Raw genomic sequence first — 14,693 nt, forward strand, 5'->3', positions numbered from 1 at the left:
GCGGGAGCGTAGCGACCAGAGCGGGGGAAGGTGGCGGCATATGGCGACCGAGCCCGCCTCACTGAGTGAGGGTGCATGAACGCGGTGCAGGGTCAGCTTCCGCTGGAGGGGATGCCGCGGCGGCTCTATTCGTGTACGCCGTCGCGGTTGAACACCTGGCTCGACTGCCGTCGCCGCTACCGGTTCACCTACCTGGACCGGCCGCAGCCGTCCAAGGGGCCCGGCTGGGCGCACAACAGCGTCGGGGCGAGCGTGCACAACGCGCTGGCGGCCTGGTGGCGGGAGCCGTATGAGCGCAGGACCCCGCTGACGGCCTCCATCCTGGTCACCAACGGGTGGATCACCGAGGGGTTCATGGACGAGGAGCAGTCGGGGCGCTGGCTGGGCCGCGCCCGTGACCTCGTGTCCGGATATGTCACCACCTTGGATCCGTCCGACGACCCGGTCGGGGTGGAGCGCACGGTCGCCACCCGTACCAAGGTCATCGCCATGTCCGGCCGCATCGACCGGCTCGACCGGCGCGGCGACGAGCTGGTCGTGGTCGACTACAAGACCGGCCGCCGCCCGCTCACCCAGGACGACGCCCGCTCCTCACTCGCCCTGGCCGTGTACGCCATCGCCGCCTCGACGATGATGCGCACCCCGTGCCGTACGGTCGAGCTCCACCACCTGCCCACCGGCGAGATCATCGAGTGGCGGCACACCGAGGAGTCCCTGGCCCGTCACCTGGGCCGCGCCGAGGAGCTGGCCACGGAGGCGGCGCAGGCCGACGACCGCTACCGGGAGGCCGTTCCCACGTCGGGAGGCAGGCGCCGCGAACCAGGCGAGCGGCAGACGGTCGGGCCCGCGGCGGTGCCTGACGACGTCGACAAGCTGTTCGCGCCCAGCCCCGGCCCCATCTGCTCCTGGTGCGACTTCCGCCGGCACTGCCCGGAGGGCCAGGCGGCGGGCCCTGAGCGTCGCCCTTGGGATGGTCTGGCGGAATAGACGTCAGTCAATGCGCGCCGTACGTGGCGGGGCGCTCCTGTCGCCGGTCGGTCGTGCGCGCCGTGCCGCCCGTCAGGCGGCCCGTGGCCAGCGACGGGGGTCGGTCAGGCCCTTGAGCCCCCTGCCCACGTCGTAGCCCGCGGCGCCGAGGCGTTCCCTGGAGGCCCGCAACATCTGCCGGGTGGCCGGCATGAAGGCGTGGTCGTGCACGGACTCGGGCACCGAGTTCAGGCCCAGCCTGAACGCCTTCAGCGCCGCCGTCACGGTCGCCCTGGGGACCTCGGGCAGCGCGCCGTACATCCGCCTGGCCCAGTCGGGCAGCGTGTAGTAGCAGAGTGCGCCGAAGGGGAAGTAGGCGGGCTTGCCGGGGGACAACATCCGCAAGTCGTGGGGCAGCCGGGGCCACAACAGGAACCGCACGGTGGCCGCCGCCTCCGGGGTCACCCGCAGACGGGCGCGGGCCTGCTTGAAGTAGGCGTCCATCTCCGCGCACGAGCCGGGCACGTCGTCCAGGTGCAGGCCGACGTAGGTGGCGCTCTTGCGCTGCTCGTGCAGGTAGCGGTCGGCCTGCCGCTCGGTGAGCCCCAGCCCGCCGCGCCTGGCCACCTCCAGGTACGACGACACCTCCGCGCAGTGCACCCACAGCAGCAACTCGGGATCGTCCACCCGATGCGTCCTGCCGGTCTCCGGATCGTGGATGCGCAGCGCCTTGTGGATGCCGCGCACCCGCCTGCCGATCTCGTCGGCCTCCTCAGGACTCCCGAACGTCACCCGCCCCACGAAGTCCGCGGTCCTGCGCAGCCGCCCGAACGGGTCCTCCTGGAAGTTGGAGTTCTGCCAGACGCCCAGCATGGCGAGGGGGTGCAGTGCCTGGAGCATGAGGCCGCGCACGCCGCCCAGCCACATCGAGCGGTCGAGGTGCACCTGCCAGGTCGCGCTCTGCGGCGGCTGGGCGACGAGGTCATCGACGGCCGTCATTGCCGCGTGTCCAGATAGTGCTTCTCCGCGGTGTTCCAGAACCGGACCAGGGCCGCCGCGGTCGTCTCCGGCGCCTCGACGGCGGGGGAGTGCGCGGCGCCAGGCACGACGACGCACTCCGCGCCGAGGCCGGCGGCCATCTCCGACTGCGCGTCGGGCGGCCAGCCGTCGTCGTGCTCGCCGTACAGCACCAGCGTGGGCACCTCGATCTCGCGCAGCTCCTCGGTGCGGTCGTGCATGGTCAGCACCTGCCCGGCCATGCACGACAGGGCGGTCGGCGAGTTGGTGAGCAGGCGCTTGTGCAGGAACTCCACGATCTCGTCCGGCACGTCGTTGGCCAGCGCCTCGGGCTCGAACCTGCTGTGCCACACGTGCTCGAGACCGAGCACGGGCACCTCTTCCATGATCTTCCTGCCGTTGCCGGCCCGCCTGCCCTCGATCGCGCCGGGGCCCGAGCTCATCAGCGTGAACGAGGCGAACTTCGTCAGCCCGTCGATCACCGCCTCCCTGGACACCAGCCCGCCGAAGGAGTGGCCCACCAGGTGGACGGGGTCGCCGTCGCCGACGACCTGGGAGAGGGCGTCGACGTCCGCGCCCAGGGCCGGGCACGTGTAGGCGTCGGGGTCGTCGGGGCCGGGGGTCTCGTACTGGCCGCGCAGATCGATCGCCACGACCCGGCGCCCCGACTGGGCCAGGGTCATCAGGACCGCGATGAAGTCCTCTTTGCTGCCCGTCAGGCCGGGGACCAGGAGTGCGGGCCATCGCTCGACCACACCACTGACCGGAAGCGCCTCCAGGGCCGCGAACGTGCCCAGTGGCGTCTCGATCTTCTGGGGTGCAACGCCAGGAGGCAGGTCGAGGAATCGCGGCGTACTCACGTGGGGCAACAATACCCAGAGGTCAGCGCCTCGACACCGGCATGCCGATTACGGTGGTGCGAGTTCTGGGGAGACGCACGGTATGCGCGATCTCCTCGTTCACGTCCCGGACGCCGTACGGAGGGTGCCTCAGAACCTCGTGCGGGGCTCTGAGCCCGCGTCTGAGGTGCCTGGGGCGGCTGGGTGGCCTCCTGGGTGGGGCGGCGCATCGCGGGGCCCCTGGGGGGCGTACACGGCCGCGCCGGCTCGGGCGTGCGAAACGATGAAGGCGCGCACCCTTGTTCGGGTGCGCGCCTCTCGATCTACCTGTGCGGCGTCGTCAGCCGGTGCGACGGCGGTTGCCGCCGCCGCCTCGGGGCTGGCGTCGCTGCTGCTTGCGCTCGGTCGCGGCGGACGGGGCGATGTCGTCGTCGTCCGTGGCCAGGTCCGGCGACTGGAAGATCACCGAGAACGGGCTGGCCGGGATGATCCGCTCCTGCTCCTGGCGCACCGGTGGCGGCGGCGTCGTGAAGCTCGGAGCGGGCACGGACTGCGCGGCGGGCTGAACGACGGGCGGAGCCTGAACTACGGGCGGAGCCTGACGTTCGGTCACCGGCGCCGCCTGGCGCTCCGTCACCGGCGCGGACGCCGGCTCGATGAGCGTCTCGGCACGCTCCGGTTCGGGCGCGGCGGCCCGGCGGGTGCGCGTGCGCTTGACCGGAGCCTCCTCGACCTGCTCGGCAGCGGTCCGGGACTCCATCGGCGACTCCTCGGCGGCCCGGCGCGAGCGGGTGCTCTTCACCGGCGACTCGGGAGCCTCGGCGAGCGCCTGCTCGATGGCCGTGGACGCCGCGCCTCTGCGCGTACGGGTGCGCTTCGGCTCGGCGGCCTCCTGGATCTCGTCCGCCGTGAAGATCGCCGGAGTCTCCTCCGTCTTGGTGCTCACGACTTCGACCTCCGGCTTCTCGGCGGGTGCGTTGTCCGCCAGTTCTCTGCCGCCGCGGGTGCGGCGGCGCTGGCGTGGCGTACGGGTGGGGCGCTCCTCGCGCTCCTCACGGCGCCGTCCGTTCCCGCTCCGTGTGCGGGTCCGGCCGGTCTCACCGAGGTCCTCGATGCGCTCCGCGGACAGCCCCACACGCGACCGGTTGGCGTGCGGCAGGACTCCCTTGGTGCCTTCGGGGATGCTCAGCTCCGAGTAGACGTGCGGCGAGGTGGAGTAGGTCTCCACGGGCTCGGCGAAGTCAAGCCCGAGCATCTGGTTGATCATCTTCCAGCGGGTCAGCTCCTCCCACTCCACGAACGTGACCGAGATGCCCGTGCGCCCGGCCCGGCCGGTACGGCCGATGCGGTGCACGTAGGTCTTGTCGTCGGTGGGGCAGTCGTAGTTGACCACGTGGGTGACGTCGTCGATGTCGATGCCGCGGGCCGCCACGTCGGTGGCCACGAGCACGTCGATCTTGCCGTTGCGGAACGCCCGCAGTGCCTGCTCACGCTGGCCCTGGCCGAGGTCGCCGTGGACGGCCGCGACCGCGAACCCGCGGGTGTCGAGCTGTTCCGCGACCATGTCGCAGGCCCGCTTGGTCTCACAGAAGACCATGGTGAGCCCGCGGCCGTCGGCCTGGAGCAGGCGCCCGACGATCTCGATCTTGTCCATGCGGTGGGTGCGCCAGACGATCTGGCGTACCTGGGGCGGCATGGTCTCGCCGCCCTCACCGGTCTCGTGCTCGGCGCGTACGTGCGTCGGGCGGTTGAGGTATTTGCGCGACAGCGAGACGATCTCGCCCGGCATGGTCGCCGAGAACAACATCGTCTGCCGCTCCGCCGGGATCAGTTTGAAGATCCGCTCGATGTCGGGCAGGAAGCCCAGGTCGAGCATCCGGTCGGCCTCGTCGAGCACGAGGGAGGTGACCTGGCTCAGGTCGAGGTGCTTCTGCTTGACCAGGTCGAGCAGGCGGCCGGGGGTGCCGACGATGACGTCGACCCCGGCCTTGAGCGCCTCGATCTGCGGCTCGTACGCGCGGCCGCCGTACACGGTCAGAACTCGGGAACCGAGTTTGCCCGCGGCGGTCACGAGGTCTTCGCTGACCTGCACGGCCAGCTCACGGGTCGGTACGACGACCAGCCCGCGGGGCTTCTTGCGGTTTTTGCGCGGCTTGCCGATGCTCTGGAGCATCGCGATGCCGAACGCGAGGGTTTTTCCCGTGCCCGTGCGTGCCTGGCCGATAAGGTCCTGGCCGCTCAGTGCGAGCGGGAGTGCCATCTCCTGGATGGGGAACGGTGTCACGATGCCCTCGGTCTCGAGGGCATCGGCGATCTCTGGTGTGACTCCGAGGTCTCGGAAAGTCGTCAGCGTGGCCTGCCTCAGTCTCAAATGAAGGCGGGCCTGCCGGGACCGACGGGCGGAAAACAGCCCCGTGTCGTGGGTCCTCGCGGTAGAGCCAGCCCTCTCGCGTCATCAGCGACCGCGCACCCGGGGAATCGGGGGTATTCGGGGGAATCCCCCGAATTAACACAGTGCGGTCGCACTTTCACAGAGCAGTGTACTCGATAGCACAACGCTGACCGAGCTTGCGTATGTTCCCGAAGTTTCTCCGAAGTACGCTGCCTTTCATGAAGGAGTCTCCTGGAGTCGTCGACCTGCTCGGTGTGCTGGCCTACGCGGAGCTCAGCGCGTACGCGCGCATGACCGAGGACGCGGCCACGCTGGCGCCCTCTCTGGGCGATCGGGCGGCGCTGAGTGAGCTGGCCGTGACCGAGTACGCCCACTTCCGCCTCCTCCGCGACCGGCTGACCGAGCTGGGAGCCGATCCGGACGCGGCGATGTCGCCGTTCGTGGACGCGCTGGAGGCCTGGCACGCCCAGACGCCGCCGGGCGACTGGCTGCAGGCGCTCGTCAAGACGTATGTGGGGGACGGCATCGCGCTCGACTTCTACCGCGAGGCCGCCAGGCACCTCGATCCGTCGATCGCCAAGCTGGTGGACGAGGTGATGGTGGACGAGGGACGCTCGCAGTTCACGGTCGACCGGGTCAGGGCGGGCATCGAGGCCGAGCCGTCGGCGGCCGGGCGGCTGGCGCTGTGGGCGCGGCGGCTCGTCGGGGAGGCGCTGAGCCAGGGCCAGCAGGTGGCCTCGGCGCGTCCCGGCCTGGCGCTGCTGCTGATGGAGTCGCTGGGGGAGGGCCAGACTGATATTTCACGACTTTTCGCCAGGCTGACCGAGGCCCACAACAAGCGCATGGCGGCGATGGGCCTCTGACGGCTCACTGCCGGTTCCGGTCATCGAGCGGCGCGAGGGTACGAAACGGTTGTACCGTGCGAGGCATGAGGGCCTCGCGCCGCTATGGCAGTTCCTTGACGAGATGTGGGCCGAACCGCTGGACTACGCGCGCCGTGCTGCGGAGGGGGAGCGCGGACTGCCCGGCCACCGAGCAGAAGCGGGACGACGTCTCCCGCCGCCGCCGGCCTCCCGGCTGCCAGATGGGCGAACCACCAGCCCGACCCTGACCTCTCACCGGCCCCGCCGATCCGACGGGTGGCGGCGGTGCGCGGCGCGATCGGGCGCACGGGCCCGACGCGCGTGCGCTCCCGACGACCTGCCCTGAGCACCGCGTGAAGGATGCGCGAAGGACGGAGGGGCACGGCGGGTGGAGAGCCGTGCCCCTTGGAGCCCTTAGAGCGTGCCGCCGAACCCCACCGGACGGGACTCATCCTCGCCGAGCTCGATGAACCCGAGCGCGGCCACCGGCACCACGACCCGCCTGCCCTTCACGTCGGTGATCGCGAACACACCGCCGCGATCCGCCGCCAGGGCGTTTCTGATCTCCTCTTCGACCTGCTCTGCGGAGAGGTCGGTCTCGACAACGAGTTCGCGGTGTACAGAGCGTACGCCGATCTTGACTTCCATCAGTGGCTCCCTAGTCGACGGGTTGGCTCACTCCCATCGTGGCGGCTCGGACCCGCGAAAACGCGAATGATCGCGACCAGCGAACGGGGTTATGCCGTACGCGGAACTTATGCCGTGCGCGGGAAGCCGCTGATGCCCCGCCACGCCAGCCGCGCCATGAGCTGTTCTGCCGCGTCCTTGGGGATCGAGCCGTGTGTCGTGACCCAGTAGCGGGCGCTCACCTCGGCCATCCCCACCAGGCCGACCCCGAGCAGGTGCGCCTCGTCGCTGGTGCAGCCCGTGTCCTCCTGGATGAGCTCGCTGACCATCTCCGCGCACTCCTGCAGCGACCGCTCCACCCGCTGCCGCACCGGCGCCACGTTCCGCAGGTCGGACTCGAAGACCAGGCGGAACGCCTCGCCCTGCGTGGAGACGAAGTCGAAGAACGCGCTGAAGGTGGCCTGCACGCGCAACTTGTTCTCGGGCGTGGCGGCCAGCGCCTCCCTGCAGCGGTTGACCATGTCGTCCACGTGCAGGTCGAGCAGCGCCAGGTAGAGCTCCAGCTTGCCGGGGAAGTGCTGGTAGAGCACCGGCTTGCTGACCCCGGCCCGGTCGGCGATCTCGTCCATGGCGGCCGCGTGATAGCCGTTCTCCACGAACACTTCCTGCGCGGCGCTCAGGAGTTGCCTGCGGCGGGCCAGTCGGGGCAGCCGGGTGCCCCGGGGCTTCGCGTCCGGGGTTGCGGTCACGCGGGTCTCCATTTGCTCTCTCAGCGGAACTGTGCGGACATCCTACGTGCGGGTGGCCGCGCCACGGCTGTGGCCGCCCGCGACGGGGGCCCTTTCGCGCAGGTCAGCGATAGTCGTCATCGTCGAGCTCCACGACCCGGTCCTGGTCGGCCGCGTCCGCGGGATCGACGTCCAGAGGCAGCTCACGGCGTAGCCGCCCCACGCTCTGGAGCATCTCGCGGTGCTGCTCGACGGCGTCGGCCTCGGGTGTCTCGATCGACAGCTCCCCCTCTTCCTCGTCGTAGGTGATCTCGTCCCCGCGTATGTCCATCTCCGACATCATGGGTCCCCCTCTAGGTCCGGACGGAACCAGCCTACGCCCGGCCGAAAAGGTCGCCGCGCTTCTCCACTCTGGCGAGTACGTCGGGCGCGGTGAAGACCAGGTCATCAGGGCGTTCGCAGTCCTCGACCTCCTTCCACGTCAAAGGAGTCGAGACCGTCGGCCGCTCCCTGGCCCGCAGCGAGTAAGGGGCGACCGTGGTCTTGGCCGGGTTGTTCTGGCTCCAGTCGATGAACACCTTGCCCGGCCGCGCCTTCTTCGTCATCACGCTGACGACCTGGTCGCGGTGCTCCTTCTCCAGGAGCTGGGCCAGCCTCTTGGCGTACACGGAGGGCTCCTCGCGGCAGTCCCAGTCCGCGTACAGCTGCATGCCCTTGCCCCCGCTGGTCTTCGGCCGGGCGGTCAGCCCGTCGTTCTTCAGCACCTCGCGGAGCAGGAGGGCCACCCTGGTGCACTCGACGATGTTCGCGGGCGCCCCCGGGTCGAGGTCGAACACCAGCGTGTCGGGCGGCAGCGCCTGGCCGTCCTCGTCCACGCGCCACTGGGGCACGTGCAGCTCCAGCGCGGCCAGGTTGGCGTAGTAGACGAGCGTGGGCAGGTCCTCCACGACGGCGAAGTCGATGGTCTCGCGGTTCTTGGTGCTGCCAGGGGCGGGCAGGTTGACGCGCCTGATCCAGTCGGGGGTGTGCTCGGGGGCGTTCTTCTCGAAGAAGGACTGGCCGGTGACCCCGTTCGGGTAACGCTTGACGGTCAGGGGCCGGCCCTGGAGATGGGGCAGCAGTACGGGGGCGATGCGGCTGTAGTAGTCGATGATCTCGGCCTTGGTGAAGCCGTAGTCCGGGTAGAGGACCTTGTCCAGGTTGCTCAGCGTCAGCTCGCGCCCGCCCACCTTGACCGGAACTTTCACAGGATCACCTCCGAGGGGAGCTTGTCGGGGCGCAGCCCACGCCACACCGGGTGCCGCAGTCGCTGGTCGTAGGTCAACATCGTGTAGGCCACCTCCCCGACCAGATCCGGCCTAACCCATCGATTTTTCCAGGGAACCTCATTGCAGAACGGGCTGCGCGAGATCTCCAGGGGACGCAACATCCGGTACAGATCGTCCAGGACGGCGTCGGTGAACCCCGTACCGACATGTCCGACGTATGTCAGCCCCGCGTCCGTGAACATCCCCATGATCAACGACCCGATCCCGCCCGCGCGGCGGCCCTTGCCTGGTTTCCAGCCGCCGATCACGACCTCGCAGGTGGCCAGGTTCTTGACCTTGATCCACGACGGGGAGCGGGTGCCGGCCCGGTAGGGGGAGTCGAGGCGCTTGGCGACCACGCCTTCGAGGCCCTGTTCGTGGGTGGCGGTGAGCAGGTCGGAGTCGCCGGGGAAGTACGGGGGCGCGCCGATGTCCAGCTCGTCGAGCAGCGCGCGGCGGTCGCTGTAGGGCAGGTCGAACAGCGGCGTGCCGCCGAGGTAGAGCAGATCGAAGGGCATGTACGTGATGGGGTACAGCTCCAGCATGGCCGGGTCGGGGTCGGTCAGGTGCATGCGGTGTTGCAGGCGGATGAAGTTGGGCAGGCCACGGGAGTCCAGCGCCACGACCTCGCCGTCGATGATCGCGTTCTTTATCCCAAAGTGCGGAATTTCCGGATAACGACGGGTGTATTCGGCTCCATGCCTCCCCGACACCCGCATGCCCCCGTCAAGATGGATGATGGCGCGGATGCCGTCCCACTTGACCTCCAGTCCGTACCGGTCGCGATCTGAGGGTAGCTCCCCAGGTACGGCCAGCATTGGTTCGATTGGGTATGGCATTGGTTGCCCCATGACGGGTATGTCCCCATTGGTGTGCCGTTGAGATCTTGAGGAGTTGCCCCATGCGCAGCATCTGGAAGGGTGCGATCTCCTTTGGGCTGGTCACGATCCCGGTGAAGCTCTACTCCGCGACCGAGCAGAAGGACGTCTCGTTCCATCAGGTGCACCGCAAGGACGGTGGCAGGATCCGCTATAAGCGGGTCTGTACGCAAGATGGCGAAGAAGTCCCTTACTCCGACATCGCCAAGGGCTACGAACTTCCCAGCGGCGAGATGGTCGTGCTCACCGACGAGGACTTCGAGGACCTGCCGCTGACCACGTCGCGCAGGATCGACGTCCTGCAGTTCACGCCCGCTGAGCAGATCGACCCCATCTACTTCGCCAAGTCGTACTTCCTGGAGCCCGACGCCCAGGGCGCGAAGCCGTACGTGCTGCTGCGCAACGCCCTGGAGAGCTCCGGCCAGGTGGCGGTGGTCAAGGTGGCGCTGCGCCAGCGCGAGTCGCTGGCGACGCTGCGGGTGCGCGACGGCGTCTTCGTCCTGGAGACGATGCTCTGGCCGGACGAGGTCCGCACGCCGGACTTCGGCTTCCTCGAAGAGGACATCGACGTACGCGCCCAAGAGCTCAAGATGGCCGAATCCCTGATCACCACCATGGAGTCGGACTTCGACCCCAGCGAATACCACGACACCTACCGCGAGGCGCTGCAGCAGGTGATCGAGGCCAAGGTGGCGGGCAAGGAGGTCATCGCCGCCCCGGAGGAGGAAGAGGCCGGGCCCGCGGTGGACCTCATGGCGGCGCTGAGGGCGAGCGTGGAGGCGGCCAAGCGGGAGCGCGAGGGCGGCGAGCCCGCCAAGCCGAAGAAGGCGGCCGGCAAGGCCTCCTCCAAGGAAGAGGAGAAGGCCCCGCCCAAGCGCAAGACGCGCAAGTCCGCTTAAAGCGCCACAGAACCTGGGACCGGGCCCCTGCGGCCCGGGCCTGGGGCGGGGAACCAAGCCTGTGACCGGCCCCTGTGACTGGGCCCTGTGACCCGGACCCCCGTGACCCGGACCCCCGTGACCTGGGCCTGGGGCGGGGAGCCGAGCCTGTGACCGGGCCTCTGGGACCCAGCATGTGTGTCCGGGGCCCTGGACCGAGCCTCGGGTCGAGTTGTGGGACGGGTCTTGGAATGAGCCGCTGCGGGCCGGTCGCATCGTCCGTGATCGCGTCCGTGATCGCGTCCGCGGTCGTGAGCGGGATCGGTGTGGACGGGTCAGTTCACGCGAGCGCGCCGGTCTGTCGTAGGAGGCTCACCGCGTCGGCGACGGCCCAGTGTTCGGCCATCTGCCCCTCCCGGTAGCGGACCAGGTCCATCACCCGGAACTCGACCTGGTTGCCCGACGGGGGAACGCCGAACCACGGACCGGTGTGCCTGGCGCGGAACATCTTGTGGGTGGCCACGAGATCGCCGTCACCGACACAGTGCAGGATTTGTACGGTGAGGTCGGAGAAGGCCGCGCGCACGGCCGCCATGGTCGCCCGGACGCCTTCCCGATCGTGGCCCTGCCCCGGTCCGACCGTGTGATCGTGGTAGTCGGCATGAACGAGCTCGTCGATCAGCTCGAACCGCCCGCTCTGTTGCACAGCGTTCGGCTCAGCGCGCCGGGCGGGTGAAGCCGCTGCTGACGGTGGTGACGAAACCAGGCGGGGACGCCGGCCTGCTCGAATCGCTGCTGCCTCGTTTCGCCGCCCACCCCGACGCGGTGGACGTCGAGGTGCTGATCTGTGGCATCGGCGAGGAGAAGGCCTTGCCGCGCGACGGAACCGCGGACGTCGCGCTGATTCGCCTGCCGCAGGACGACCTGGCGGCCTGGCCACCGAGGAACTGCTGACCGAGCGCGAGCCGGTGCTGCCGCCTACCCACCGGACGGCCGGGCGCGCATCCGTGCGCATGGCCGACCTGGCCGGCGAGATCCTTCCCCGCTGGACCGCGGAGTCGCCGGGCGGTGGACCGATCATCAGGGACACCGGACAGGTGGCCGAACTGATCGCTCTCGGCCGCATGGTCGCCGTGCTGCCCGAGTCGGTCGGCTGTCACCTCGGCCGCGACTTGGTCGCCATCCCCGTCGAGGGTCGCCGGACGACCCTGCTCGCGGCCTGGTCCGAGGATCGCCGCGACCGCGCGCTCGCCGGGTTCATCCGTTCGGCGGCCGAGACCGCCGCGATGCGCTCCGCGCACCGGCGACCAGCCTCGTGATCAAGGAGAACAGAACCACCACCCTGCCCTCGGCTGCGCCCTTCTCGCCGCCGCGCGGGGAGCCGTCCGGCGGTGGCCAGCAACGATCATTAAATAGGACATATCGGGATAATTCGTGTTATTTCATTGGATAAATCTTTAATGCAAGCAATAACATTGTTAATGCAGAGCAAAATGGAGTCATAGCTGTTTGTCCGTCCCTCTGTCGGAAATGACACCTTCTGGATGACTCTTCAGCAGCCGTCCAAGACCTGTTTCCGGGACATTCGGAAACGTCGAGAACGGGGCAATCGATCCTTTAGGGGGAAACTCAATGCCCAAGCTCAAGAGTGTTATCGCGGGTCTCGCCATCAGCACCGCGCTGACCGGCGGCGTGGTGAGCGCGGGGGCGGCGACGACCGCCGCCAGCGCCGACGCCGCCACTCAGATCAGCACCGGCACGTCCGTCCTGACCGGGTGCGGTTGGGGCTGGCGCCGCAGTCGCTGCGGCGGCTGGGGCGGTGGCTGGGGCTGGCGCCGTCACCGCCACCAGAGGACTCATGTCAGGGTCAACATCCGCAACCATAACGTCAATCGCAACCACCACCACGACCAGGACCATCACCATCACCCGAGGAATGTGACAACTCGTTGATGGCGGCCGTGTGTTGATAGTGCGGGGATGAGCGCCCGTTCCTTAGTGGGCGGGTTCTCGGGAGCGGTCCGCATTTCTCTCGCGGTTCGTCCTGAGGTTTCATTTTCTCCTCGTCTCCACGGCAACTTGGTGAGGGCTCTCCCGGCTTGGCCGGGGGGCCCTCACTGCGTGTTCTCCGGACAATGTTTGTATTTGGGTAAAAACAGACAATTCCTGTTAGTTGGTCTTTCGGCGGGAAATATGGATGATGCGGATGATTTGCTAGTTGTCATCCGAGGGGGCAATCGATCCTTTAGGGGGAAACGCAATGCCCAAGCTCAAGAGTGTCATCGCAGGTCTCGCCATCAGCACCGCGCTGACCGGCGGCGTGGTCAGCATGGGGGCGGCCACGACCGCTTCCGCCGCCGACGCCGCCACTCAGATCAGCACCGGCACGTCCGTCCTGACCGGGTGCGGTTGGGGCTGGCGCCGCAGCCGTTGCGGCGGCTGGGGCGGGGGCTGGGGGTGGAACCGCGGCAACCGCTGGGGCCGCCGCCACCACGGCCACGGACGCATCCGGATCGTCATCGTCAACCGCAACCACAACCACAACGACAACCACCACCGCGACCACGACCGTGACCGCGGCAGGTGGTAGAAACCCCCGGGCTGAAGAGTTCGCCAAGGAGATGAACTCCGGCCCCACCTAATTAAGTGCCCGTATTCGCCGTGAGTCGAATACGGGCACTTACGCGTTTCCGGGGCGTGCGGAAATGCGGTGATGGCTGGACGCCTGGCGCATTGCGGGGTCGGCGGCCGGCCGGGCAGGCGGACGGCACGAACGGGGCTGGGACACGACATGCGGGCTCGGCCTGGATCGCTCGCGTGACGGGGTGGCGAGCGCCGTCAAGCCTCGCGGTGAGACGTCGCGCGTCCTGGCGTGGCGACAGGGGTGCCGGATGGTGTGCGTGGCGGGTTGGCATGTGTCGGCCGCACGGACCGCAACCGCAGTGCCGCTTACATGTAGCCGCGTACATGTATGCGTGCGGCGGTCGCTGATGCCGGCCCGGCCCTGGTAGGCGCCGGTGAGCAGGGCGGCCGACCTGCTTTCCGCGATGCCGCAGGAACGAGGATCCACGGCCCGGTTCGCCATCCTCGACCGTGCGCGCCGTCGCCGCGCAGTAGGAGGACTGCTGATCACGTGCCAAGGTGGGACGGCGGGATCGTCGGCGACGATGTACGAGGCGGGGCCGCGGAGGACCGCGACGTCGCCGGGGCCGATCGCCACCGCCTCACCGTCGGGCGGGATGATCCAGGCCTGCCCCTCCAGCATGGACAGGAGGGGTCAGTGGTGCGCCACTGGCGAAACGTAGGGACCACGGTGAGGCCATGATCGACCGATGGATGGGGACCGGCGGATCGTGTCCCACCTTCGGCGCGGGAACGCGGCTGGACGATCACCTGTCCGACGGAGTGCAGCGCGCCTTGGGCCGTCCGCCACGCGACTTCGCCCGTTTCGTGAAGGACGCGGCCGCCGCCGGCGCATGGCTGGACCGATGACAGCGTCTGGGCTTCGTGGGGCTGGGCGCGCGGGCTTACCGGGGGAGGGATTCAGCCTTAGGTGGGCAACATGGGCCCGCGTGACGGCGGCTCGCCACTGACGTGTCAGAGGGCGTTTCCTGGAGGGTCGTCGGCCGGAGTGCGGCGGGTGGCGGGCCACGGCAGCGCGTAAAGGATGGTCGGATACCTGAAGTGCCCGTATTCGTCGGAGAATACGGGCCACTCATCTGGTGTCGCCTGAGCTCGTCGCCAGGGACGGACGTGTCAGCCGTGGCGGGCCGCGGGCTCAGGTTGTAACGGGGCTTCTACCACCTGCCGCGGTCACTGTCGCGGCGGTCATCGTCGTGGTTGCGGTTGTGATTGCGGTTGTGGTTGATGATGACGATCCGGATGCGCCCGTAGCCTTGGTGGTGGCCCCAGCGGTTGCCGCCGTTCCACCCCCAGCCTCCGCCGCCGCAGCGGCTACGGCGCCAGCCGCAGCCATACCCAGTGAGGGTGGACGTGCCGGTGCTGATCTGGGTGGCGGCGTCGGCGGCGGAAGCGGTCGTGGCCGCCCCCATGCTGACCACGCCGCCGGTCAGCGCGGTGCTGATGGCGAGACCTGCGATGACACTCTTGAGCTTGGGCATTGCGTTTCCCCCTAAAGGATCGATTGCCCCCTCGGATGACAACTAGTAAATCATCCGCATCATCCATATTTCCCGCC

The 14,693-nt window shown here is 68.9% G+C and carries 19 protein-coding genes; 8 read left to right on the plus strand and 11 right to left on the minus strand.

Annotated elements, in window-relative coordinates; all coding sequences use genetic code 11:
* Nucleotides 1–75: 75 nt before the first annotated feature.
* The gene (locus ACFPZ3_RS39370; protein WP_379519452.1) at nt 76–987 is read left to right on the plus strand and encodes a RecB family exonuclease; all 912 of its coding nucleotides are present in this window, start codon (nt 76–78) and stop codon (nt 985–987) included.
* 72 nt (nt 988–1,059) lie between these two features.
* Here ACFPZ3_RS39370 and ACFPZ3_RS39375 read toward each other — a convergent pair whose 3' ends face one another.
* The 3 genes from ACFPZ3_RS39375 to ACFPZ3_RS39385 form a co-directional block, all read right to left on the minus strand.
* A complete protein-coding gene (locus ACFPZ3_RS39375; RefSeq protein WP_379519453.1) occupies nt 1,060–1,965 on the minus strand; it encodes an oxygenase MpaB family protein in 906 nt (301 codons plus the stop codon).
* On the minus strand, nt 1,962–2,843 hold the full coding sequence (locus ACFPZ3_RS39380) for an alpha/beta fold hydrolase (RefSeq protein WP_379519454.1): 882 nt from the start codon (nt 2,841–2,843) through the stop codon (nt 1,962–1,964). Before ACFPZ3_RS39380 ends, ACFPZ3_RS39375 begins: the two co-directional genes overlap by 4 nt.
* 319 nt (nt 2,844–3,162) lie before the next feature.
* Nucleotides 3,163–5,106 (minus strand): DEAD/DEAH box helicase, encoded by a 1,944-nt coding sequence (locus ACFPZ3_RS39385; RefSeq protein ID WP_379519455.1) that lies wholly within the window; start codon nt 5,104–5,106, stop codon nt 3,163–3,165.
* A gap of 326 nt (nt 5,107–5,432) precedes the next feature.
* Here ACFPZ3_RS39385 and ACFPZ3_RS39390 point away from each other — a divergent pair, with 326 nt between their 5' ends.
* On the plus strand, nt 5,433–6,077 hold the full coding sequence (locus tag ACFPZ3_RS39390; RefSeq protein ID WP_379519456.1) for a ferritin-like fold-containing protein: 645 nt from the start codon (nt 5,433–5,435) through the stop codon (nt 6,075–6,077).
* A gap of 414 nt (nt 6,078–6,491) precedes the next feature.
* On the opposite strand, the gene ACFPZ3_RS39395 is transcribed toward ACFPZ3_RS39390, so the two are convergent.
* The 5 genes from ACFPZ3_RS39395 to ligD (ACFPZ3_RS39415) all read right to left on the minus strand — a co-directional run bounded on the left by ACFPZ3_RS39395 (nt 6,492) and on the right by ligD (ACFPZ3_RS39415) (nt 9,557).
* Entirely contained in the window at nt 6,492–6,725 is a 234-nt protein-coding gene (locus tag ACFPZ3_RS39395; protein ID WP_379519457.1) for a DUF3107 domain-containing protein, read from the minus strand.
* Nucleotides 6,726–6,832: 107 nt separating this feature from the next.
* The gene (locus tag ACFPZ3_RS39400) at nt 6,833–7,453 is read right to left on the minus strand and encodes a TetR/AcrR family transcriptional regulator (protein ID WP_379519458.1); all 621 of its coding nucleotides are present in this window, start codon (nt 7,451–7,453) and stop codon (nt 6,833–6,835) included.
* Between the two features lie 103 nt (nt 7,454–7,556).
* Complete coding sequence (locus tag ACFPZ3_RS39405) at nt 7,557–7,763, minus strand: hypothetical protein (RefSeq protein WP_379519459.1); 207 nt, start codon at nt 7,761–7,763, stop codon at nt 7,557–7,559.
* Between the two features lie 43 nt (nt 7,764–7,806).
* Nucleotides 7,807–8,679: a non-homologous end-joining DNA ligase gene (gene ligD, locus ACFPZ3_RS39410; RefSeq protein WP_379519460.1), complete on the minus strand. Its 873-nt coding sequence runs from the start codon at nt 8,677–8,679 to the stop codon at nt 7,807–7,809.
* Complete coding sequence (gene ligD / locus ACFPZ3_RS39415) at nt 8,676–9,557, minus strand: non-homologous end-joining DNA ligase (RefSeq protein WP_379519461.1); 882 nt, start codon at nt 9,555–9,557, stop codon at nt 8,676–8,678. The genes ligD (ACFPZ3_RS39410) and ligD (ACFPZ3_RS39415) overlap by 4 nt, the downstream gene beginning before the upstream one ends.
* Nucleotides 9,558–9,640: 83 nt before the next feature.
* Between ligD (ACFPZ3_RS39415) and ku the strand changes: the two genes are divergently transcribed.
* A complete protein-coding gene (ku, locus tag ACFPZ3_RS39420) occupies nt 9,641–10,516 on the plus strand; it encodes a non-homologous end joining protein Ku (RefSeq protein ID WP_379519462.1) in 876 nt (291 codons plus the stop codon).
* A 319-nt stretch (nt 10,517–10,835) separates the two neighbouring features.
* On the opposite strand, the gene ACFPZ3_RS39425 is transcribed toward ku, so the two are convergent.
* Nucleotides 10,836–11,201 carry an ester cyclase gene (locus tag ACFPZ3_RS39425; protein ID WP_379519463.1) on the minus strand — a complete coding sequence of 122 codons (366 nt, stop codon included), beginning with the start codon at nt 11,199–11,201 and terminating at the stop codon, nt 10,836–10,838.
* A gap of 26 nt (nt 11,202–11,227) precedes the next feature.
* Here ACFPZ3_RS39425 and ACFPZ3_RS39430 point away from each other — a divergent pair, with 26 nt between their 5' ends.
* The 4 genes from ACFPZ3_RS39430 to ACFPZ3_RS39445 all read left to right on the plus strand — a co-directional run bounded on the left by ACFPZ3_RS39430 (nt 11,228) and on the right by ACFPZ3_RS39445 (nt 13,085).
* Complete coding sequence (locus ACFPZ3_RS39430) at nt 11,228–11,449, plus strand: hypothetical protein (RefSeq protein ID WP_379519464.1); 222 nt, start codon at nt 11,228–11,230, stop codon at nt 11,447–11,449.
* A gap of 53 nt (nt 11,450–11,502) precedes the next feature.
* On the plus strand, nt 11,503–11,814 hold the full coding sequence (locus ACFPZ3_RS39435) for a type 2 periplasmic-binding domain-containing protein (protein WP_379519465.1): 312 nt from the start codon (nt 11,503–11,505) through the stop codon (nt 11,812–11,814).
* Between the two features lie 313 nt (nt 11,815–12,127).
* Nucleotides 12,128–12,448, plus strand: coding sequence for a hypothetical protein (locus ACFPZ3_RS39440; RefSeq protein ID WP_379519466.1), 321 nt, complete (start codon nt 12,128–12,130; stop codon nt 12,446–12,448).
* Nucleotides 12,449–12,755: 307 nt separating this feature from the next.
* Entirely contained in the window at nt 12,756–13,085 is a 330-nt protein-coding gene (locus ACFPZ3_RS39445; RefSeq protein WP_379519467.1) for a hypothetical protein, read from the plus strand.
* A 90-nt stretch (nt 13,086–13,175) separates the two neighbouring features.
* Here the strand turns inward: ACFPZ3_RS39445 and ACFPZ3_RS39450 are convergent, their stop codons facing one another.
* A complete protein-coding gene (locus ACFPZ3_RS39450) occupies nt 13,176–13,760 on the minus strand; it encodes a cupin domain-containing protein (RefSeq protein WP_379519468.1) in 585 nt (194 codons plus the stop codon).
* Nucleotides 13,761–13,816: 56 nt separating this feature from the next.
* Here ACFPZ3_RS39450 and ACFPZ3_RS39455 point away from each other — a divergent pair, with 56 nt between their 5' ends.
* Nucleotides 13,817–13,987, plus strand: a complete 171-nt coding sequence (locus ACFPZ3_RS39455) for a hypothetical protein (RefSeq protein ID WP_379519469.1) — start codon at nt 13,817–13,819, stop codon at nt 13,985–13,987.
* A 305-nt stretch (nt 13,988–14,292) separates the two neighbouring features.
* Here the strand turns inward: ACFPZ3_RS39455 and ACFPZ3_RS39460 are convergent, their stop codons facing one another.
* Nucleotides 14,293–14,616 carry a hypothetical protein gene (locus tag ACFPZ3_RS39460; protein ID WP_379519470.1) on the minus strand — a complete coding sequence of 108 codons (324 nt, stop codon included), beginning with the start codon at nt 14,614–14,616 and terminating at the stop codon, nt 14,293–14,295.
* Between the last annotated feature and the right edge of the window lie 77 nt (nt 14,617–14,693).

The organism is Nonomuraea insulae, from assembly GCF_042656245.1.